A 17,514-nucleotide genomic window follows, 5' to 3' on the forward strand; every position below is an offset into this window, starting at 1 on the left:
TCCGAAGGTAATTGGAGTCAGCAACGGCATCATGCAAGTCGAGTTCTGCGACCAGACCTTTCTGCGCGCTTTCCGGGCGGTGCAGTACGACCTGAAACAGATCATCGAAAGCAAAGAGCTAGACACTTTGCAGATAAGGTGCGTCAAGCAACTAAAGAGGGCTAAGGTCACGGACTTTGTTTCTTTCGGGCCTTATTTATACCGTTGTGAGTTTCTGATGAGCCCTAGAGTCGCCGATATCCTGCGCCGCTTCAACACCACCATCGTGCGCACGTTCGGCGTAGCAGCGGAAGAACCGTCGGGGGATTTTGGGGGCTACCAGCTGGCTGTGATGGACAGCTTAAGCTACGACATGATAGACTACCAGAAGTCCATCTTTAAATCCGGTAACGACTTGTTCGGCAACAAGCAATACCACGCCGTCGCCGATGCAGAAGCCTACAAAGATTACCTTAAAACCTATTTGGATTTCCCCGAAAAAATTGTCCTGAGCAACGCGTTCGACCGTAGCCTCGATTTTTTTATCGTGCCGCCCAGCTACCTGTGCATCTCCGAGCGGCTGCACGCGGCATTTACGGACGCTGGGGTCACCGGAGCCAACATTTCCGCCACCCGCTTGCCTGTGGTTGTGGGCTCATAGCGCGAATTTTATAGCTGGCATCTGCCTTCGTGCGAGGCTGCGCCTCGCAGCAAAATGACCAATCAGCTTGGCTCGCTATTTTAACAGGTCAATTTCTTTGCGGCTTCCTAAGTCCTCTGTCTCGCGCAAGCTTATAGTTCGAGTCAGTCTTTTAACGAGGATGCTCCTCACAACACGAACAACATTCAGCCCGGCCCGCCACCCCAGCGGGCCGGCTTAGTTCCTCCCTTTCTGCTTCCTCAGTCGCTTAAGCAGCCCGGGCAGCGAGGGGTGGGTGCATCAACTAAATGGTTTGTTTTCTTTACGTCTATGTCGATTTCTGGCTTTTTAAGATTCGGGTTTGATGATAGAATCAAATGGAGGCAGATGCGCTCCATTATTGCGGCAACTATCGGCCAGGAGATGACTAAAATGGGATTCAAGAATCCTGGTTACATCATGTATCGTCACCGTGAATTTTTTGTGGACGTAATGCAATTTGTGCGTTCAGAGGATGGCAACTTCTATAGTATTGCTGTCGGCACGCATCCCCGTAAGGACATATCACAGAAAAATTTCCCTCACGCCTGGCGTTGCATGTTCATAGGGGTCTTCCAAGCAGGTTCTGCTAAAAGAGCCTCTTTCCCGATCTTCCCTACTCAGGAATGGAATAAGGAACAATTACTTCGTATGGCTCCCGATGTCGTCCAGTATTGTGACTTCTTTTTCGGGCACTTCCATACCATTCAGGATGGACTCAAAGCGCTGGAAGAGGACAACCGTTACGATGATCTGCTTATGGATAAAGCTAAAGTAGGCAGCCCTCGCCATGAAGCGGACTACCAACTGCTGCAATCGTTGCAGTTCTAATTTGTCGTGTAGGAAGTGGTTTCAATCGCCCCAACTAGCGCGAGCTTGTAGCTCGTGCTAACCTTTGGGCGAGGCTGCGCCTCGCAACAGCACAACCCCTCCCACCAGCCCGCCCAACGGCGGGCTGGTTTCGTTAAGACCCAACCCGCTTCAACGCTTCCCCAGCTCCTACGGGTTCTTCCGCCGCTCCGAAGGCCCTTTACGCCGCTCCAAATGGCATTTACGCCGTTCCGAACGGTCTTTCCGCCCCTCCGAATCCTGTTTACGCCCTTCCGAACGCGGCTTCCGCCGTTCCGAAGGGTGTTTACGTGCTCGTAAAGACGATTCGGAACGGCGGAAGCCGCGTTCGGAATAGTTGGAAGTATTAGAGAAATCAAGTATTCTTAGAACAGTTTAAACCCTTTATATCAAGCAGTATGAGTAAGTCAGAAGTACGCGTGTATTCCGAGTCCGATGCCGACATGCGCCAGCGCATGCGCACCATGCACGGGCATTTTGTTACCGATGCCGCCGCGTTCGGCGCCTTTAACCCCGACCTGAACGCGGCCTTTGCCACCGCCTGGCTGGCCGCCCTGGACGCCGCCGATCAGGCCACGCCGGGCACCGTGCGCGTGGGCGAGCTAAAAGAAGAAACCGCCGAGGTGAACGACGTAATGGAGCAGGCCCGCCAGCAGGTGCAGCAGCTGTACTACTACGTGGGGCAGGCCTTCCCCAAGAACCCCGGCCGGCTGGAGCAGTATGGCAAGAAGCTCTACGAGAAGGCCCGCACCAGCCACGAGCAGATGCGCGCGCTGCTGGACGTGGCGGTGAAATCGGCGGAGCGCGACGAGGCGGCGCTGGCGGCCAAGGGCTACCCGGCTACCAAGCGCCTGGCCCTGCAGGCCCTCAGCAGCCAGCTTACCAGCACCAATACCACCCAGGAGGTGAAAAAAGGCGAGAACAAGGAAGCCTCTGGCGGCTACCTGGCGCTGCAAAACGCGGCCTACGGTTTCGGCCAGCAGGTGAGCAGCGCCGCCAAGGTGCTATTTGTGGCCGATGCCACCCGGCGCAGCCTCTACCGCCTCTCCGATGGGGATGCGGCGGCCCGGGCAGCCAAGAAGAGCGGCACGGCCACGGTGTAAGCAGGCCACAGTGCAAAGCAGCCTAACCGGCCCGCCCTCCCGGCGGGCCGGTTTTGTTTTGGGCCCGGGGTGGTTCCTCCGGTGAGGGAGGATCGGCGACCAGCAGCGGTTAGGGGGGCTTTGTATATTAGCGACCGGATATTCTTTTACCCTTCAGCAACGCCAATTGGTTATGAACAGAGGTACGATACTGCTTGGTTTGGGGTTGGTGGTGAGCGGGGCACAGGCCCAGTCGGGGGTGGAAGCGCCCGGCCCCAAAGAGCACTACCTGGCCGAGCAGAAGAGCACCGGCAAGGTTTTCGGCGCCTACTTCTACCCGCGGTACAGCGGCCTGTATGCCCTGGCGCCGGCCGCGTTCGTGACCAAGATGGATTCGGCCCGGCAGGTATTCGATGGCTTGCTCGGCCGGTACGCCCCGCAGCTGGAGGCCCGTTTTGTGGAGGAGCAGCGCACCGAAAACCGCTTTTACTTCGACCGCCTGCTGCTTGATTACCCCGATGTTCACCACACCTACACCGGCCAGAAAGCGACCCTACCCGCAGCCGTAACGCGCCGCCTGCGCCGCAACCAGGCCGACTTCGACCGCCCGGAGCTACTCACCAACAACGACTTCAAGGAGTACTTCCGCTCGTATTTGCGGCTGCAGGTGAAGCGGGAGCTGCGCAAGCCCGCCTACGCCCGCCAGGACAACCAGTGGCTGCAGGCTACCTGGCAGCTGCTGCCGCAACTGATCCAAAACCGGCAGTGCCGCGAGTTCTGGCAGCAGGAATACCTGTACAACCACCTCGATAACCACGGCGTGAAAAACGTGGCCGACATGGTCGGAAGCTTTAACGCCAGCTGCCAGGACACGGCTTACCGGGGCAAGATCAACCGGCTGTACGAGCAGGAGCTGGCCGGCCGGCGCGGCCATATGGTGCGCAGCTACAAAACCGTGGGGGCGCAAAGCCTGGACCTGCACCTGTTTGGGGCGGCCCCGAGCGGCGCCGAAAAAGCGCGGCCCGCCATCGTGTTTTTCCACGGCGGCAGTTGGTCGGAGGGTAAGCCGGATTGGTTTTTCGGAGTCTGCGAAGACTTTGCCAAGCGCGGCTGGGTGGCCTGCGCCGTGGAATACCGCACCGTGGACCGGCACAACACCCTCCCGTTTGCCGCCGTGCGCGACGCGCGCTCGGCCATGCGCTGGCTGCGCCAACACGCCACGGAGCTGGGCCTCGACACGGCCCGCATCGTGGCCACGGGCAACTCGGCCGGCGGGCACCTGGCGGTGGCCACGGCCCTGGCTACCGGCCACGACGAGCCCACCGATGACCTGCGCTGGAGTCCGCACCCCAATGCCGTGGTGGCCAACGCCGGTGTGTATGACCTTACTACTACCGGCAACTCCTGGATCGGCAAAGACCTTAAGGATAAAGCCCAGGTTCGCAGCATCTCGCCGGTACACCTGGTGCGCCCGGGCTTGCCGCCCATGCTGCTGCTACACGGCACCCAGGACGGCAACGTGCCCGTGGCCACCGCCGAGGCCTTTCGTCAGGCCGCGGCCGGGGCCGGCAACCGCATCGAGCTGGTGACCTTGCCGGGCGCCGGGCACTTCATCTGGTTCGACCCGCGCTTCGGCAAGCAGGTTGCCGAGCGCCGCAACGCTTTCCTGCAGGGCTTGGGCTACTAAACCGGCCGAAGCGCACACCGCAGGCCTCGGTTCACTGTTTGCTGTGCCACCCAGGCAGCCAGCCGGTTTATGAATCCGCGCCGGTGTGTTGTGCCTTGCGCTTGCCCCCTGGCTCTGTTCGTAACCCAGCTCTTACACCGATGCCATGCCGTTTCAACCACCACTAACTTCTATTCCGCCCCGAAAGCTTTTCCTGTTGGATGGGTTGGGGGCGCTGCTGTCGGCGGTACTGCTGGGCGGGGTGCTGGTGCGGTTCGAAAGTGTCTTCGGCATGCCCCAAAAGGCGCTGTACTTTCTGTCCCTCGTGGCGCTCCTCTTTTTTATTTATTCCGTATCGTGTGCGTTATCCGCCCCGCGCAACTGGCGGCTTTGCCTGCGCATAATTGCATCCCTTAACCTGCTGTATTGCGGTGTTACCATTGGGCTGATGGTATACTGGCACCATCGGATAATGGCTTTGGGCTGGCTGTATTTCGCCGCCGAGTGCGTGGTCATCGTTACCCTAGCCGTTGTCGAATTAAAAGCGGCCAGCGCTGCAAGCGCCTAGCATTATTGCCGCTTCACATTCCGTCCTGCCTTTACACCTTGTGAGCATGAAATGCAACATCGTAACCTATACCGACACAGAATCCAGCTTTAGGCTCTTCGGCATAGACAGCTATGTAAATGAGGCGCTCAATGCGTTTTTGGCGGACAAGGAGTATGGGGCCGATTTGCAGCAGGTGTGCGTAGGCGCGCTGTGCTTAGCCCCTGGGCGTGCGGCTTCTTACCCTGTCAAACGGCCCAGATTTTTGCGCGGCAAGCGTACTTCCAAGGGCCTGATTTCGCCCTATACAGGCGAGAATATTCTTACCTACGACATAGAGCTGCCTTACGAAGAGGTTTGCCAAGCGTCACCGAACCAAGTGCTTCGCCTGCTGCTTGCTGAGTTGATTTCCTCGTTTCAGCTCATTGCTCGTGGCCAGAAGAAGTATCCAAACTTCAGAACGCAGCAATTCATAGACGAACTCAGCTTCTTTCTGCTCCACGATGTGGTAACTGACTTCCAACCGGACGCTCTGGTGTAGCGCAGTCTTATTGCGCGTCTGCTTTCCCAGTGCCCTGAGAAGCACGGACTAGTACGGGGGGGTTACTTGCAGCATAAGGGGTAGACGCAGCCTAGCTGGAAACACGGAAAACAGAAAAAGCCGGGCGTTACGCCCGGCTCCTTTCAGCTGTGGTAGGCAGGTGCATATGGCTTTTACCTCAAGCGAAGAACGTTCCCCGAAACTTGGCGCTACTTGGTGGGCTAGTGAGACTGGGGCAGCGGCAGCCATTCGCCGTCGGCGGGCACGTGAACCTGGTTGCTTAGGCCCTGCTGGGTTAAGTAGGCTTTGGTGGCGGCGCGGTCTTCCTGGCTGTGGTTCACGGTTTCCAGGTGCACGGCGTACACGGCGGCATGCGGGGCGTAACGGGCCACTTTCGCTACCTCGGCCGCCGTCATCACGATGGGGTCGCCTTGCAGGAACTGGGCACCGCCGGCGTTCAGCACAATAGCCGTGGGGCGGTGCTGGTCGAGGGCCTGGGTTACTTCGTCGCACCAAATGGTGTCGCCGGCAATGTAGAGGCGCTGCTGCTCAGCTTCCAGCACAAAGCCCGAAACGGTGCCCATCATCTGCCCGATTTCGCCGGTGCCGTGCTGGCCGCCGGTACGGCTGATGCGAATGCCTTCCCAATCGAGCTGCGGCTCCACGGGCAGCACCTGCGTGAAGCCCTGGCCGCGCAGGGTGTCGATGTCGGCGGGCTGGCACAAAATGGGCAGGTGCTTGGGCAGCATTTGCTGGGCTACGGCGTCCCAATGGTCGCGGTGGGTGTGGGTAAGCAGCACGGCATCTACGCCGGCCAGCAGCTGCGGTAGCTCCTCAGCCGGAAACGGGAGGTCGACCAGCGGAATGCGCACCACGTTAGCCGACATGGGCACGGGCTCGTCGGCGCTGCGCGGGGCCAGCATGGGGTCGACGAGCAGGGTTTTGCCGGCCATTTTCACCAGCAGCGTGGCGTGACGAAGGAGTTGAACTTGCATGAGGGAATGGGTTGTATGGTACCTTGGGCCGAGCAGTTAACGTTGCGTACCCATGCCCGGTAGGTCAAAGGTTATACCTGCAACCCTGCTGGCCCAAGAAGGTTACTGGCGGGTTACCCAGTCACCTTTTCGTTCACCACGCATGCGTCATACCTATCGTGATGTTGAGCAGTGCGCCACCAAAGTGGCCCTCGACCTGATTTCGGGCAAATGGAAGCCAATTATCTTCTTTCATCTGTCGTCGGGCGCTATCCGTTTTACGGAGCTGTGGCGCGCCATTCCCCGGGTATCGAAAAAGGTGCTGCTGGAGCAGCTGCGCCAGCTGGAAAACGCGGGTTTGGTGGAGCGCACTGTGCACAACAACTTTCCACCCGAAGTTACTTACCAACTCACCCCCAAAGGCGCCGCGCTGGCACCCATCCTGCACCGCCTCGACCAATGGGCCATGATGTACGTTCAGGGGGTGGTACAGATATCCTGAAAGCGCCCGTTGCCAAGTGGTGGGGGTTTTACAGAAACTGTATTTACGACTGGCCTGGAAGCAATAGGCCTGTTTTGCTGCCCCTTCCCCGCCTTTTCAGCCATACAACAGCACGGGCTAAGTGAAATAAGCAATGCGTGTTATGGTACCCTCGCAGTATTTTTTGCTGCCGTGCTGGCACATGCGGGGGCTTCGGGAGTAGCTTTATGGCAGCAGCGGCATACTACCGGACCGTTGCAGGCTGAGGTGTCACCTGCTGTGGCCTCGGTTTCTCCCCATACCGCCGAATTATGACGTCTGCCGACCGAGCGTCTGCTACCTCCACAAAACCGCTGCAGGAACTGCCCCCATCCTACGCCGCCCGGCTGATTCGCGCCCTCAGCGACCAAGACCGGCTGACTGCGCTACGGGCGTACCAGATCCTGGACACCGAACCCGAAGCTGCTTTCGATAACCTGGCCAAGCTTGCCGGTTACATCTGCGAAACGCCGGTGTCGCTGGTTACTTTTCTGGAGCAGGACCGGCAGTTCTTCAAAGCCATGGTGGGCTATAACCTGCCCAGCAGCATTCCACAGGAAATAACCTTCTGCCAGCACATTTTACTGGAAGAAGACCTGGTCGAAATAGAAGACGTTACGCTGGACGTCCGCTTCCGCGACAACCCCTTTGTGGCCAACACGCCCAACGTGCGCTTTTACGCCAGCGCCCCCATCATCACCGCCGATGGCCACAAGATCGGCTCTATTTGCGCCTTCGATTTCAAACCCCACCGCCTGACGCATGAACAGCGCGACGCCCTGCGTACTCTGGCGCGGGAAGCCGTGCTGAACCTGGAGCTACGCCAGGCACGCGTGGAGCTTGAGCGGGGCCAGCAAGACCTGGACGACCTGCTGCGCCTCATTAACGACAATGCCGAAAGCGGCGTAGCCAGCAGCCTGCAGGAACTGTTTGTAAAGCAAAACAACAAGCTCGTACGCCTGAACACCGCCGATATTTCCTACATCGAAGCCCTCGGCGACTACGTTAATATTTACGCCGGCTCGGGGCGCTACACGGTGTACACCACCATGAAGGAGCTGCTCCAGCGCCTACCGGTGCGGGACTTCGTGCGCGTACACCGCAAGTACATTGTGAACATCGACAGCATCATTGCCATTGCGGGCGACGCGCTGACCGTGGACACGAACCGGAAAGCTCTGGTGCTCATCGGCAGTTCCTATAAAGCCGACCTCATGAGCCGGCTGAACGTGGTTTAATCGGCCCCCGCCCCATCAGACCATTTACGCCCCGGAACCGTGGCGGCGGCCGAAACTGCCAGCGCGACCGAAGAGAAGAAGCGGCTACCGTGCCTCGGCAGATGGGCTAGTTTTTCGCGGAAAACCAATGGCGTGCAAATCCCCCGGCAACTGCCGGCGCTGCCATGCTCGCTCATTTTCGCGGGTGGCAGCGCCCTGCACCGGCGCTACCGCTTGTGCGGCAGCTTTAGCAGCATACGCGGCGGCATGCGGAGCATGAGCGTACGTGTGGGCCGTAGCAGCTGCCTGGCCCGCGGCCCGGGCCGCCGCCACCGCTGCAGGATTTGTGGCGACCCGGGCAGCAGCATGCGCGGCAAACGCGGCGGTGCGGCACTGCGTCATTGTTTGCTCGCCGCGCACCCAGGCGCGCAGGGCTACCAGGGCCAGCCGAGGGCGCGGGTCCTCCGGATATTGGTCTTCGAACAGATGCAAGGTGTGCTCGGCACAGGCCGCCGCCCACAAAGCCAGGACGTGGTGTACTTCGGAAGCAAGATTGGCAAAATGCTTTCTGGCGGAGCTGCTCATGGTGTCAAGTTAATCGGCTGCGGTTTGCCTCTGCCTTTGGTAACGTGAGCTACCGCCGCGAGGAAATACCGCGGCACGTGCTTCCGGGCTGTTTCGGTAGTTTTGGCCCTTGATAACCCACTTCCCTGTTAGTATGCGCATCGACGGCCTGGAACAGCAAGACTCCGATATCGACTGGTTTGCCGTGGATAACGACGGCCACGTGGTACACGTCGCTTCCGGAGGCGGCGTGCTGCCCGAATCGGTGGCGGCTTCGGAGGAAGACTTGTTGCAACTCCACCAGTATTTCCTGACGCTTCCCGAAACCACGGCTGCCGCGCAGGTACAAGTGGAACCAAATGCGGTTCAGAGTGGCCGCAGCGCCGAGGGCGCCGTGCGTTACGCCCGCCGCGGCTTGTTTTCCTTCGATAAAACGCGGCTGAACAAGCACCGGGATACACAATACCACTTGGTGGCCCGCCCCGCACAGCCGCTGATGCTGGCCGAATTGCCTGGGCGGGTTGCCACGCTGCTGCTTCGCACGCAAATGCCGCTATCCGTGGCAGATTTAACGGGGCTTGACGTAGCCGGCATTGGCTAATCACCTTGTCAGCGGCTGGCTATGTTTAGCCATTCATCGGAACGACACCGTCCTCGGTAAGTCAGCGCCCAACTGGTCCTTTGAAAGCCTTGGTGGCACTTAGGGTTGAGGGACTGAACGGAAGCATAATTTGGTGGAGGCACAGCTCGGCTGGGCCCACGAGCGGGCAGCGTCAGGAAGTGTAGCTCAACAACGCAGACAACTTTGCTCCCACCTCAAAATCAGGCCACTAACATCATTATGTGAGGCTTCATAGCATCAATAAACCCCCACGATCCGCTAGGTTTGCCCTACCACATTCGGCAACCTAGAGCCATGAGAATCTTCATCGTAAGCCTGCTGGCTGGGCTTTTCTTCCTGCAGCTGCCAACCCTGGCAGCCGTGCCCGCCCCCACCGATACCGTACTGCGCGTAGAAGCCAACCCGGCCAAGGGGTTTCACTACGCGTACTTTCTGATGGTGCCCAAGAAAGCGCCTCGGCAACAGCCGCTTTACTTGTTGGTAGAGACCAATAATACCGGCAAGCTCAACGACACCCTGGCCGTACACGAGCGCGCGGCCCGAATCATGGCTGCCGGGCCAGGCGGCGCCCTGGGCCGCCATTTGGCCAAGAACCTGGGTGTTCCGCTGCTGGTACCGGCCTTCCCCCGCCCGGCCGAGCAGGGCAATACCTACACCCACGCCCTCGACAAAGATGTAATGCACGCCGGTGGCACCCTCAAGCGCCTGGACCTCCAACTGCTGCGCATGATCGAGGATGCCCGCACGCAGTTGCAGCCATTGGGTATTGCGCTGCAACCGCAGGTGTTACTGAACGGGTTTTCCGCCTCGGGTACCTTCGCCAACCGCTTCACCCTGCTGCACCCCGAGCGCGTGCGGGCCGTAGCCGGCGGCGGCCTGAACGGCCTGCTGATGCTACCGGTAGCAAAAGTGCAGGGCGCGGCCCTGCCCTACCCGCTGGGCACCGCCGACTTCAAGCAGCTTACCGGCACCCGGTTTAACGCCCGCGCTTACCGCGCCGTGCCGCAGTTCCTGTACATGGGCGCCCTCGACGACAACGACGCGGCGCCCTTCGACGATGCCTACGACAACGCAGAGCGCCAGCTGATTTACCGGTATCTGGGCGAGAAGATGCAGCCGGACCGCTGGGCATTCTGCCAGCAGGTATATACCCAAGAGCAGGCTAAGGCGACCTTTAAAACCTACTCACACATCGGCCACGGCACCGATATGGTCGTGTTTAACGACTTGCTGGCTTTCTTCAAGGCTCACCTTTAAACCCTGACCCGTTTCCGCATCCTGATAAACAAAGGGAAAAAACGAATAGGGTACTGCTAGAAAACTGGTCAACCAGCTGGCCTTGCTGCCACTCAACCGTGAGGCTAAAACCCTCATCTGGAAGGCTGCAGTAACGGATGAAACCACACAAAGCTCGCACGCCCCGCCACTGTATCGAGCCAATGTTATTTACGTGGCCCTTGCTGCTACCGGTCCCGTGCTACGGTGCAGCAGGTTATCCACGGCCCAAGGCCCAGGACCGTGAAAGAAAATGTACAGGAAGGCGAAGCAGAACAGCACCGCCGGCTCGCCACCGTTCAGCAGTGGCAGCGGGTGCTGCGGTGCGTGCGCCATGAAAAAGGCCACGGCCATTTGCCCGCTGGCCAGAAAAGCGGCTACGCGCGTGAACAGCCCCACAGCTACCAACAGCCCGCCTACCAGCTCAACAATGCCCGCCACCCCCATTTGCGAGGCCAGCTCTACCGGCGGTTTGTCGCCGGGAAAGCCCAACAGTTTCTGGCTGCCGTGCATGGCAAACAGCAAGCCGACCACAATGCGAAAGAGGGCGTACACATACGGTGCATACCGCGACAAAGAACTGTTCATGGCTGGGTGCGTTTAGGCTGATGCTACGGAGCGAAGGCGGCGGAATACCAAGTGTTTGTTACGTACGAAATGTCCATGAGTTGAATCCGTTCTGTTAACCCTTTTACGGCTGTTAACGCCCCCTGGCAAAGCCTACTTGCTCCATTTCTCCCTTGGTTTAGCAGGTTCATACCATACCGAATACCCAGGCCCTGGAACGCCTAAAACGTCAGCAAAAACTCTATTCTCTAGGCCGCCTTTGCAACGGGTGCGTACGTAACTACTGCACTTTACCATCAGCTTTTATGGAGCCTAACACCACCATTCCCACCGCCGTGTACGCCCACATCAACCACGAGGGCCAGCACCTGACGGTGGTAAAAATACAGGAAGCATTCAGCGGCTCGCCGCAAACGCTGCGGCAGCGGCTGCATGCTATTCTGCAACTTGCACCCGGCACGTCGCTGCTGGTATTGCCCACCGAAGGTGGCCCATTGCTAAACGAAAGAGGCGCCGAGGAAGCCTACAACTCCTACCTCTCCACGAATACGTCGGCCGTAGCCGACCAGCCGTGGCAGCCGCTACCGGCGTAGAGCCGAAAGGGGCTTGTCCTGCCAAAATTAAAACGCCGACCCGTGGTGGCACGGGTCGGCGTTTTTTGAGTATTCTCTCAAAGCAAGGGCAAGCCTTTCGTTGACTTGATAGCACTGAGGTTTAAGCCACCGGATTATACTAAACAAGTGGAGCCAAACCTTACTCAGCCGGCAGCAGCTGCAAGGCGGGCTCGTTGCCTTGCTGCAGGGCCAGGTCGCGGGCCGATAGCCCGCGCATGTCGCGGATGGAGGCATCGGCGCCGGCCTGAAGCAGCACCGGCAGTATGTTGTGGCGTCCGAAGAGCACAGAAAACATGAGTGCCGTGCCGCCGTTGCCGTTTTGCAAATCGAGGCCGGCCCCGTGCTGAATGAGTAGTGTGGCAATTTCAGGATAGCCCTTAAAACTCACACCCATCAGGGCCGTGTTGCCGCTCACGTCCTGCACGTTGGGGTCGGCGCCGGCTTCCAGCAGCAGCTTAGCGGCTTCCAGATGCCCATCGTAAGCAGTCAATATTAGCGGCGTGAAGCCCTTGCCGTTTTGGGTGTTCACATCGGCCCCGTCATTGAGTAATTGCTGCAGGTAAGCAACATCGCCTTGGCGAGCGGCATCAAACAGCAAATCTTCGGGGCGGCTGGAGGAGAAAGACATGAATTTATACAGACGTGAAGTGGGAGAAAGTACGCTTAAGAACAGGCTATAGCCCAAAACCTATCGAATTGTTTCGTGTACCGCCAACGCGCCGCGCCATTGGCCTTTCACCCAAGTCGGTACCGCTTACGCGTTTGTACCAACCGAGGAGCGGATACCGGAGGGCTGTAACACTCATTACGGCACAGGAATTATCTGGAATGTCTTTTCTAACGTTCCTCAACCGGCAGCATCTCAGCCAGCCAAGCGAATAATTGCCGGTACACTTCGGCCCGCACTGCTGGCCGCGACAGCACCAAATCGTGCATGCCGCCCTCAATGGCACACAGGGTTACGTGCGGCCCCAGGCGCGGCGCCAGCTGCTGAATGTGTTTTACGTTCAGCACGCCATCGGCCTCGAAATACTCGTCGCTGAACGGGTGGTAGCGGCGGACTGTGCGGGCCGAATGCAGCACCAGCACGGGTTGCGCAATGCGCAAACCCGCCGCCAGCTGCCGATGCCCGGCTCGGATGGCGCGCAGCCAACCGGCATTCACCGGAAACACTTCCAACGGCTTCCAGGGCAAGTGGTAGTCCCACTCGCCGCGCTGGGAGTTGTGCAGGCTTTGCCCGTAGCTGCGCGGCAAATTGGCCGGCAGCGGCAGATTGGGCAACACCGCGCCCACGCGCGCCACCAGCGGAATACCCACCCGGCGCAGCAGCCAGGGCTGGTTCATCTCAAAAAACGGACTGTTGAGTACCAAAGCCGCCAGGGCCGTGCGGCGTGCGCCGGTGTGGGCATACAACGCGCCAATGAGTCCACCGGTAGAGTGCGCGTTCAGCACCACCGTCTTGCAGCCTTCGGCTTGCAAAACGTCCAGGGCCGCGTCGAGGTCGGGGAAGTATTCACGCAGGTCGCGCACGTTGTTGGGGCGCTGGTGGGGCAGCAGCGAGCGGCCGTACTTGCGCAGGTCGAGGGCGTAGAAATGATAGCCGTGCTGCAGCCACTGTTCGGCCAGCTCGCGCTGAAAAAAGTAGTCGGTGAAGCCGTGCAGGTACAGCACCGCCCGGCTGATTGCGGCTTGCGGATGGCGGCGGCGCACGATCGTGCAGCGCACTCCGCCTTCATAATCGTCGGGCTGCGTTATGTTGCACTGCTCGAAATCGGGGCCGAGCACATCGGGCACGTAAGCGGAATTGAGAGCGGTTGCCATAGCGCAGAACCTGATAAAAGCTTTGTTGAAGATAGACGCAGGAGCTGTATCCGGCACTGGAAACTACGGCCGCGTGAAAAGGCCCGTTGCCAAAGCGGTTAAATCTGATACCTTGAGGTACGCAGTTCGTTCTCCACGTCCACTTCTTTCCTCGCCCTTCATGGAAACCCTCTCCGACACCATTGTAGACGACATTCGCCGCATCAATCAGCAGCTGGAAACCAGCTTAGAGCGCGGCGACGCGGCCGCCCTGGCTACTCTGTACACCGCCGACGGTATGCTGCTGCCCGCCGGCAGCGACACGGTGCAAGGCCATTCGGCCATTGCGGCGTATTGGCAAAGCGTAATGGACCAGGGTTTCCGCCGGGCCGAGCTGCACACCGTGGAAGTAGACCAACTCGGGCCCGACTCGGCCGTGGAGCTGGGCACGTACCGCCTCACCGGCGACAACAACAGCCCCGACCACGGCAAATACATTGGCGTATGGAAGCGCGAAAACGGCCACTGGAAGCTACAGCGCGACATTTGGAACAGCAACACCGCAAAATAGCCTCTGGCTGCCGGCTTGGCAGTCAAGCATAGAACAGGGCGTGCATCGACGGGAAAAACCCACCGATGCCCGTGCTGCTGCTTAACCATCCCGTCTGGCTCGTAGCAACAGAAATCATGTGAACTGAGCAGCCGGTGGCACCCGATTCCTTTTCCATGAAATTATATATAGCCGGCATATAATAACGCCAAGCTCGGCCGTTACTTTGTGACAGGAGAGGAAGAAGTCTTTAAGGCCCTCGGTGGGCCATCAGCAGGCTTCTCCACCGTTTGCTATGCGGTATTGGTTGGCGGCTCTCACGGGGCTGTTGTTAACAAGTGCAGGTCCGGAAGCGCCAAGTTTTCGCGATGCTCAAATGGCGCACCCGCGGGTGCAAGTGGCGTATGGCGAAGCGTGGCCCAACCTACGGCGTCAGTTGCAGGAGCGCGGCATAGAGCCGGCAAAAATGGAAGTGTTTTTCCGGGTGTTTAAAATTGGAAAGCGGTTAGAAGTGTGGGCACGCAACCGCGACGCACCCGCCTTTACGCTTTTCAAGACCTACCCGCTGGCCGGCACCTCGGGCACGCTCGGGCCAAAGCGCCGCGAGGGTGACGGGCAAGTGCCGGAGGGCTTTTACCGCATCGACCGGTTTAATCCCCAAAGCCTGTACTACCTCTCGCTCGGTCTTGATTATCCGAACGCTGCCGACCGCCAGTTGGGCAGCGCCCGCCCCGGCGGCGACATTTTCATTCACGGCTCTAACGTTACCATCGGCTGCCTGCCCATTACCGACGCCGGCATTAAAGAGGTTTACGTATTGGCCACGGAAGCCCGCCAAGCGGGCCAAGAGGAGCTGTGGGTGCATATTTTTCCCTTCGAGTTAACCGAAGATCAGCTTCTTGGCCGGCGTACCAGCGTCCATCATGGTTTCTGGCAAAGCCTGGCGCCCGGCTACCGCCAGTTTGCCCAGCACCACACTTTGCCCACCGTCAGCATCAACGCCCAAGGCACGTACGTACTGAACTAGCGGCAATAGCTTGGCCCTTGCCTTCCGTTATTATAGCACGTATGGTTAGATTGTGCCGCCGCTCCTTGTGTAGTACAGCTCGTCTTTACCGCGTGCTATGCTGCATTATCTGGTAACTACGCACCTTTTTTGCTCATGCCGCTGCTCCACGCCCGCTACGCTCATACCAACTTAACCGCCGAAGATTGGGAAGCCCTGGCCGCCTTTTACGAACGCGTATTCGGCTGCGAACCGGTGCTGCCCCAGCGCGACTACCACGACCAGGCCCTGACCAGTGAGGGCAACGCCCGGCAGCGGGGCATTCACATGCGCCTGCCCGGCCACGGTCCCGAAGGCCCCACGCTGGAAATTTTCGGCTACGACCCACTCAGCAACCGCGCCCGCACCGCGCCCAACCGCCCCGGTTTTGGCCACATTGCGTTCGAGGTAGACGACGTAGCCGCCGCCCGCGCCGTGGTGGTAGCCGAAGGCGGCTCGGCCCTGGGTGAAGTTGCCTCGCACACGACCGCGCTGGGCCGGACCGTAACTTGGGCCTATGTGGCCGACCCCGAGTGTAACGTCATCGAGCTGCAGCAATGGGGGTAGCCGGTTCCGCACCTAACGCAGCCGCCACCCCCCTGCGCGACGCGGCCGTGCTGGTGCCCGTGTTTCGCGACGCGGCCGGCGAGTTGCGCTTGGTGCTGGTACGCCGCGGTAATTTTGGCGTGCACGGCGGCCAGCTGGCATTTCCCGGCGGTAAAACCGACCCCACCGATGCTTCGCCCCTGCACACCGCCCTGCGCGAAGCTGAGGAAGAAGTAGGCTTAACGCCCGAGCAAGTAACGGTGCTGGCCAAGCTACCCGTCATCAGCACCCTCACCACCGGTTTTCGGGTGGCGCCGTTTTTGGGCCGCATCGAACGGCCGGCACAGTGGCGCTGGCAAACCAGCGAAATAGACGAAGTGCTGGAAGTATCGGTGCCGGAACTGCTGGCGCCGGGCACACACGCCACCGAAATGTGGCAGCTGGAAGGCTGGCCCCGGGCGGCGGAAATATCGTTTTACCGCGTGGCCGGCGGGCATCATCTCTGGGGCCTGAGCTACCGCATTGTGCAGCAGCTGTTGCCGCGCCTGCTGGCCGGCGAGTGGGCTATTTAACGTTCCTGGTACCGCTCAGTACCTTTCTTTGCGACCTTCAGGGCGGCATATTTGCTTCCCCCGGTCAATTTTTGGCACGGATTTACGTTAAACGAACTCATGCGCGCTGCTGTCGATAACCCAGCAGGCCTTTTTCACTGCACATGCACAACCGTTTTTTACTTCTCCTCGGCATTTGGCTGCTTGGATTCCAAGCGTCGGCTCAGCAGCAACAGTCCATCTGGTATTTCGGCGGTGAGGCCGGCCTCGACTTTCGCAAAGGTGCCCCCGAGCCCTTGCTCGACGGCAAGTTGAGCACTTACGAAGGCTGCGCCGTGGCCACCACGTCGCGCGGGCAGCTGCTGTTTTACACAAACGGCGTGAACGTGTGGAACCGCCAGCACCAGCTTATGCCCAACGGCAAGGGCCTGATGGGCAGCAAATCCAGCGCCCAGAGTGCCCTCATCGTGCCCGACCCCGGCAGCGGCAACGTGTTCTACATTTTTACTACGGCGGCCGAAGGCACCTCGGGCGGCATGCGTTACTCCGTGCTCGACATGACGGCGGAAGGTGGCCTGGGCGACATCAAACGCACCAACGCGCTGCTGATTTCGCCGGTGGCCGAAAAACTGGCCGCCGTGCGCCACCGCAACGGCAAAGACGTGTGGGTGGTAGGCCACCGCTGGAACTCGGGCGCCTTCGTGAGCTACCTCGTAACGGCCGACGGCATCGTGACCAAACCCAACCTGAGCAACGTGGGCAGCATGCATGCCGGCCCTGGCCGTAACGCCATCGGGTGCATGAAATTTTCGCCCGACGGCCGCAAGCTGGCCGTGGCCATCTGGCGCGAGGCCAACCGCGTGGAAGTGTTCGATTTCGACAACGCTACCGGCAAAGTAGCTAACCCCAAAGCGTACAAAGGATTTGAGGAAGCCTACGGCGTGGAGTTTTCGCCCGACGCCTCGAAGCTGTACGTGACCAGCAACGGCAACGGCGGTGGCAATGCCCAGGTGTGGCAGGTAAACCTGAAAACCGGCGAGAAAACGGCCATCGGCAACTCGGCGAACCGCAAAATTGGCTCCTTGCAGCTGGGCCCCGACGGCCGCATTTACGTGGCCCGCGAAGACAATCCTTTCCTGGGCGTTATTCAGGAACCCAACGCCGCCGGCGCGGCCTGCAAATACGCCGATGACGGCATTAAGCTCGGCGGCCGCCGCAGCAAGCTGGGCCTGCCCAATTTCGTACAGGTCGGCCCGCGCTAACCGTTCCCGTTTCAATAAAAAAAGGCCCCGGCTGTTCAGCCGGGGCCTTTTTTTATTGAAACGG

General features: G+C 59.7%; 21 protein-coding genes. 16 read left to right on the forward strand and 5 right to left on the reverse strand.

The window, feature by feature from the left end; genetic code table 11:
• Nucleotides 1-31 precede the first annotated feature (31 nt).
• The 6 genes from ABD903_RS04200 (at nt 32) to ABD903_RS04225 (ending at nt 5,343) form a co-directional block, all read left to right on the forward strand.
• Nucleotides 32-640 carry a hypothetical protein gene (locus ABD903_RS04200; RefSeq protein ID WP_345221683.1) on the forward strand — a complete coding sequence of 203 codons (609 nt, stop codon included), beginning with the start codon at nt 32-34 and terminating at the stop codon, nt 638-640.
• 309 nt (nt 641-949) lie between these two features.
• On the forward strand, nt 950-1,489 hold the full coding sequence (locus tag ABD903_RS04205; protein WP_345221685.1) for a hypothetical protein: 540 nt from the start codon (nt 950-952) through the stop codon (nt 1,487-1,489).
• Nucleotides 1,490-1,905: 416 nt separating this feature from the next.
• Nucleotides 1,906-2,610, forward strand: coding sequence for a hypothetical protein (locus ABD903_RS04210; protein WP_345221687.1), 705 nt, complete (start codon nt 1,906-1,908; stop codon nt 2,608-2,610).
• 172 nt (nt 2,611-2,782) lie between these two features.
• On the forward strand, nt 2,783-4,276 hold the full coding sequence (locus ABD903_RS04215; RefSeq protein ID WP_345221689.1) for an alpha/beta hydrolase: 1,494 nt from the start codon (nt 2,783-2,785) through the stop codon (nt 4,274-4,276).
• Nucleotides 4,277-4,421: 145 nt separating this feature from the next.
• Nucleotides 4,422-4,823, forward strand: a complete 402-nt coding sequence (locus ABD903_RS04220) for a hypothetical protein (protein ID WP_345221691.1) — start codon at nt 4,422-4,424, stop codon at nt 4,821-4,823.
• Between the two features lie 46 nt (nt 4,824-4,869).
• A complete protein-coding gene (locus ABD903_RS04225; RefSeq protein WP_345221692.1) occupies nt 4,870-5,343 on the forward strand; it encodes a hypothetical protein in 474 nt (157 codons plus the stop codon).
• Between the two features lie 221 nt (nt 5,344-5,564).
• On the opposite strand, the gene ABD903_RS04230 is transcribed toward ABD903_RS04225, so the two are convergent.
• Nucleotides 5,565-6,338 carry an MBL fold metallo-hydrolase gene (locus tag ABD903_RS04230; RefSeq protein WP_345221694.1) on the reverse strand — a complete coding sequence of 258 codons (774 nt, stop codon included), beginning with the start codon at nt 6,336-6,338 and terminating at the stop codon, nt 5,565-5,567.
• 142 nt (nt 6,339-6,480) lie between these two features.
• Here ABD903_RS04230 and ABD903_RS04235 point away from each other — a divergent pair, with 142 nt between their 5' ends.
• Together ABD903_RS04235 and ABD903_RS04240 are read left to right on the forward strand one after the other, a co-directional pair.
• Nucleotides 6,481-6,819 (forward strand): winged helix-turn-helix transcriptional regulator, encoded by a 339-nt coding sequence (locus ABD903_RS04235; RefSeq protein ID WP_345221696.1) that lies wholly within the window; start codon nt 6,481-6,483, stop codon nt 6,817-6,819.
• 290 nt (nt 6,820-7,109) lie between these two features.
• The gene (locus tag ABD903_RS04240) at nt 7,110-8,075 is read left to right on the forward strand and encodes a GAF domain-containing DNA-binding protein (protein ID WP_345221698.1); all 966 of its coding nucleotides are present in this window, start codon (nt 7,110-7,112) and stop codon (nt 8,073-8,075) included.
• An 84-nt stretch (nt 8,076-8,159) separates the two neighbouring features.
• On the opposite strand, the gene ABD903_RS04245 is transcribed toward ABD903_RS04240, so the two are convergent.
• On the reverse strand, nt 8,160-8,639 hold the full coding sequence (locus ABD903_RS04245; RefSeq protein ID WP_345221699.1) for a putative immunity protein: 480 nt from the start codon (nt 8,637-8,639) through the stop codon (nt 8,160-8,162).
• Nucleotides 8,640-8,772: 133 nt separating this feature from the next.
• Here ABD903_RS04245 and ABD903_RS04250 point away from each other — a divergent pair, with 133 nt between their 5' ends.
• Nucleotides 8,773-9,219: a hypothetical protein gene (locus ABD903_RS04250; RefSeq protein WP_345221701.1), complete on the forward strand. Its 447-nt coding sequence runs from the start codon at nt 8,773-8,775 to the stop codon at nt 9,217-9,219.
• Between the two features lie 315 nt (nt 9,220-9,534).
• Nucleotides 9,535-10,497, forward strand: coding sequence for a hypothetical protein (locus ABD903_RS04255; RefSeq protein ID WP_345221703.1), 963 nt, complete (start codon nt 9,535-9,537; stop codon nt 10,495-10,497).
• 189 nt (nt 10,498-10,686) lie between these two features.
• Here the strand turns inward: ABD903_RS04255 and ABD903_RS04260 are convergent, their stop codons facing one another.
• Nucleotides 10,687-11,103 (reverse strand): DoxX family protein, encoded by a 417-nt coding sequence (locus ABD903_RS04260; protein WP_345221705.1) that lies wholly within the window; start codon nt 11,101-11,103, stop codon nt 10,687-10,689.
• 284 nt (nt 11,104-11,387) lie between these two features.
• On the opposite strand from ABD903_RS04260, the gene ABD903_RS04265 reads away from it, so the two are divergent.
• Nucleotides 11,388-11,675 (forward strand): hypothetical protein, encoded by a 288-nt coding sequence (locus ABD903_RS04265; protein WP_345221707.1) that lies wholly within the window; start codon nt 11,388-11,390, stop codon nt 11,673-11,675.
• 160 nt (nt 11,676-11,835) lie between these two features.
• On the opposite strand, the gene ABD903_RS04270 is transcribed toward ABD903_RS04265, so the two are convergent.
• Both ABD903_RS04270 and ABD903_RS04275 read right to left on the reverse strand, forming a co-directional pair.
• On the reverse strand, nt 11,836-12,324 hold the full coding sequence (locus ABD903_RS04270; protein ID WP_345221708.1) for an ankyrin repeat domain-containing protein: 489 nt from the start codon (nt 12,322-12,324) through the stop codon (nt 11,836-11,838).
• A gap of 209 nt (nt 12,325-12,533) precedes the next feature.
• Nucleotides 12,534-13,517, reverse strand: coding sequence for an alpha/beta hydrolase (locus tag ABD903_RS04275; protein ID WP_345221710.1), 984 nt, complete (start codon nt 13,515-13,517; stop codon nt 12,534-12,536).
• A gap of 160 nt (nt 13,518-13,677) precedes the next feature.
• Between ABD903_RS04275 and ABD903_RS04280 the strand changes: the two genes are divergently transcribed.
• From ABD903_RS04280 to ABD903_RS04300, 5 genes are all read left to right on the forward strand, one after another.
• Nucleotides 13,678-14,067: a YybH family protein gene (locus ABD903_RS04280; RefSeq protein WP_345221712.1), complete on the forward strand. Its 390-nt coding sequence runs from the start codon at nt 13,678-13,680 to the stop codon at nt 14,065-14,067.
• 355 nt (nt 14,068-14,422) lie between these two features.
• A complete protein-coding gene (locus ABD903_RS04285; protein WP_345221714.1) occupies nt 14,423-15,073 on the forward strand; it encodes a L,D-transpeptidase family protein in 651 nt (216 codons plus the stop codon).
• 135 nt (nt 15,074-15,208) lie between these two features.
• Nucleotides 15,209-15,658, forward strand: a complete 450-nt coding sequence (locus ABD903_RS04290) for a VOC family protein (RefSeq protein WP_345221716.1) — start codon at nt 15,209-15,211, stop codon at nt 15,656-15,658.
• The gene (locus tag ABD903_RS04295) at nt 15,649-16,209 is read left to right on the forward strand and encodes an NUDIX hydrolase (protein WP_345221718.1); all 561 of its coding nucleotides are present in this window, start codon (nt 15,649-15,651) and stop codon (nt 16,207-16,209) included. The genes ABD903_RS04290 and ABD903_RS04295 overlap by 10 nt, the downstream gene beginning before the upstream one ends.
• A gap of 143 nt (nt 16,210-16,352) precedes the next feature.
• Nucleotides 16,353-17,450 (forward strand): lactonase family protein, encoded by a 1,098-nt coding sequence (locus ABD903_RS04300; protein WP_345221719.1) that lies wholly within the window; start codon nt 16,353-16,355, stop codon nt 17,448-17,450.
• Nucleotides 17,451-17,514 lie beyond the last annotated feature (64 nt).

Source organism: Hymenobacter koreensis, assembly GCF_039541855.1.
Lineage (GTDB): Bacteria > Bacteroidota > Bacteroidia > Cytophagales > Hymenobacteraceae > Solirubrum > Solirubrum koreensis.

What these genes read in the sequence shown, in the direction of transcription:
- ABD903_RS04225 (WP_345221692.1), top strand. Translation starts at nt 4,870, where the DNA reads ATGAAATGCAACATCGTAACCTATACCGACACAGAATCCAGCTTTAGG.
- ABD903_RS04200 (WP_345221683.1), top strand. Translation starts at nt 32, where the DNA reads ATGCAAGTCGAGTTCTGCGACCAGACCTTTCTGCGCGCTTTCCGGGCG.
- ABD903_RS04285 (WP_345221714.1), top strand. Translation starts at nt 14,423, where the DNA reads ATGGCGCACCCGCGGGTGCAAGTGGCGTATGGCGAAGCGTGGCCCAAC.
- ABD903_RS04220 (WP_345221691.1), top strand. Translation starts at nt 4,422, where the DNA reads ATGCCGTTTCAACCACCACTAACTTCTATTCCGCCCCGAAAGCTTTTC.
- ABD903_RS04235 (WP_345221696.1), top strand. Translation starts at nt 6,481, where the DNA reads ATGCGTCATACCTATCGTGATGTTGAGCAGTGCGCCACCAAAGTGGCC.
- ABD903_RS04260 (WP_345221705.1), bottom strand. Translation starts at nt 11,103, where the DNA reads ATGAACAGTTCTTTGTCGCGGTATGCACCGTATGTGTACGCCCTCTTT.
- ABD903_RS04270 (WP_345221708.1), bottom strand. Translation starts at nt 12,324, where the DNA reads ATGTCTTTCTCCTCCAGCCGCCCCGAAGATTTGCTGTTTGATGCCGCT.
- ABD903_RS04210 (WP_345221687.1), top strand. Translation starts at nt 1,906, where the DNA reads ATGAGTAAGTCAGAAGTACGCGTGTATTCCGAGTCCGATGCCGACATG.
- ABD903_RS04280 (WP_345221712.1), top strand. Translation starts at nt 13,678, where the DNA reads ATGGAAACCCTCTCCGACACCATTGTAGACGACATTCGCCGCATCAAT.
- ABD903_RS04250 (WP_345221701.1), top strand. Translation starts at nt 8,773, where the DNA reads ATGCGCATCGACGGCCTGGAACAGCAAGACTCCGATATCGACTGGTTT.
- ABD903_RS04230 (WP_345221694.1), bottom strand. Translation starts at nt 6,338, where the DNA reads ATGCAAGTTCAACTCCTTCGTCACGCCACGCTGCTGGTGAAAATGGCC.
- ABD903_RS04245 (WP_345221699.1), bottom strand. Translation starts at nt 8,639, where the DNA reads ATGAGCAGCTCCGCCAGAAAGCATTTTGCCAATCTTGCTTCCGAAGTA.
- ABD903_RS04290 (WP_345221716.1), top strand. Translation starts at nt 15,209, where the DNA reads ATGCCGCTGCTCCACGCCCGCTACGCTCATACCAACTTAACCGCCGAA.
- ABD903_RS04295 (WP_345221718.1), top strand. Translation starts at nt 15,649, where the DNA reads ATGGGGGTAGCCGGTTCCGCACCTAACGCAGCCGCCACCCCCCTGCGC.
- ABD903_RS04215 (WP_345221689.1), top strand. Translation starts at nt 2,783, where the DNA reads ATGAACAGAGGTACGATACTGCTTGGTTTGGGGTTGGTGGTGAGCGGG.
- ABD903_RS04205 (WP_345221685.1), top strand. Translation starts at nt 950, where the DNA reads ATGTCGATTTCTGGCTTTTTAAGATTCGGGTTTGATGATAGAATCAAA.
- ABD903_RS04275 (WP_345221710.1), bottom strand. Translation starts at nt 13,517, where the DNA reads ATGGCAACCGCTCTCAATTCCGCTTACGTGCCCGATGTGCTCGGCCCC.
- ABD903_RS04300 (WP_345221719.1), top strand. Translation starts at nt 16,353, where the DNA reads ATGCACAACCGTTTTTTACTTCTCCTCGGCATTTGGCTGCTTGGATTC.
- ABD903_RS04240 (WP_345221698.1), top strand. Translation starts at nt 7,110, where the DNA reads ATGACGTCTGCCGACCGAGCGTCTGCTACCTCCACAAAACCGCTGCAG.
- ABD903_RS04255 (WP_345221703.1), top strand. Translation starts at nt 9,535, where the DNA reads ATGAGAATCTTCATCGTAAGCCTGCTGGCTGGGCTTTTCTTCCTGCAG.
- ABD903_RS04265 (WP_345221707.1), top strand. Translation starts at nt 11,388, where the DNA reads ATGGAGCCTAACACCACCATTCCCACCGCCGTGTACGCCCACATCAAC.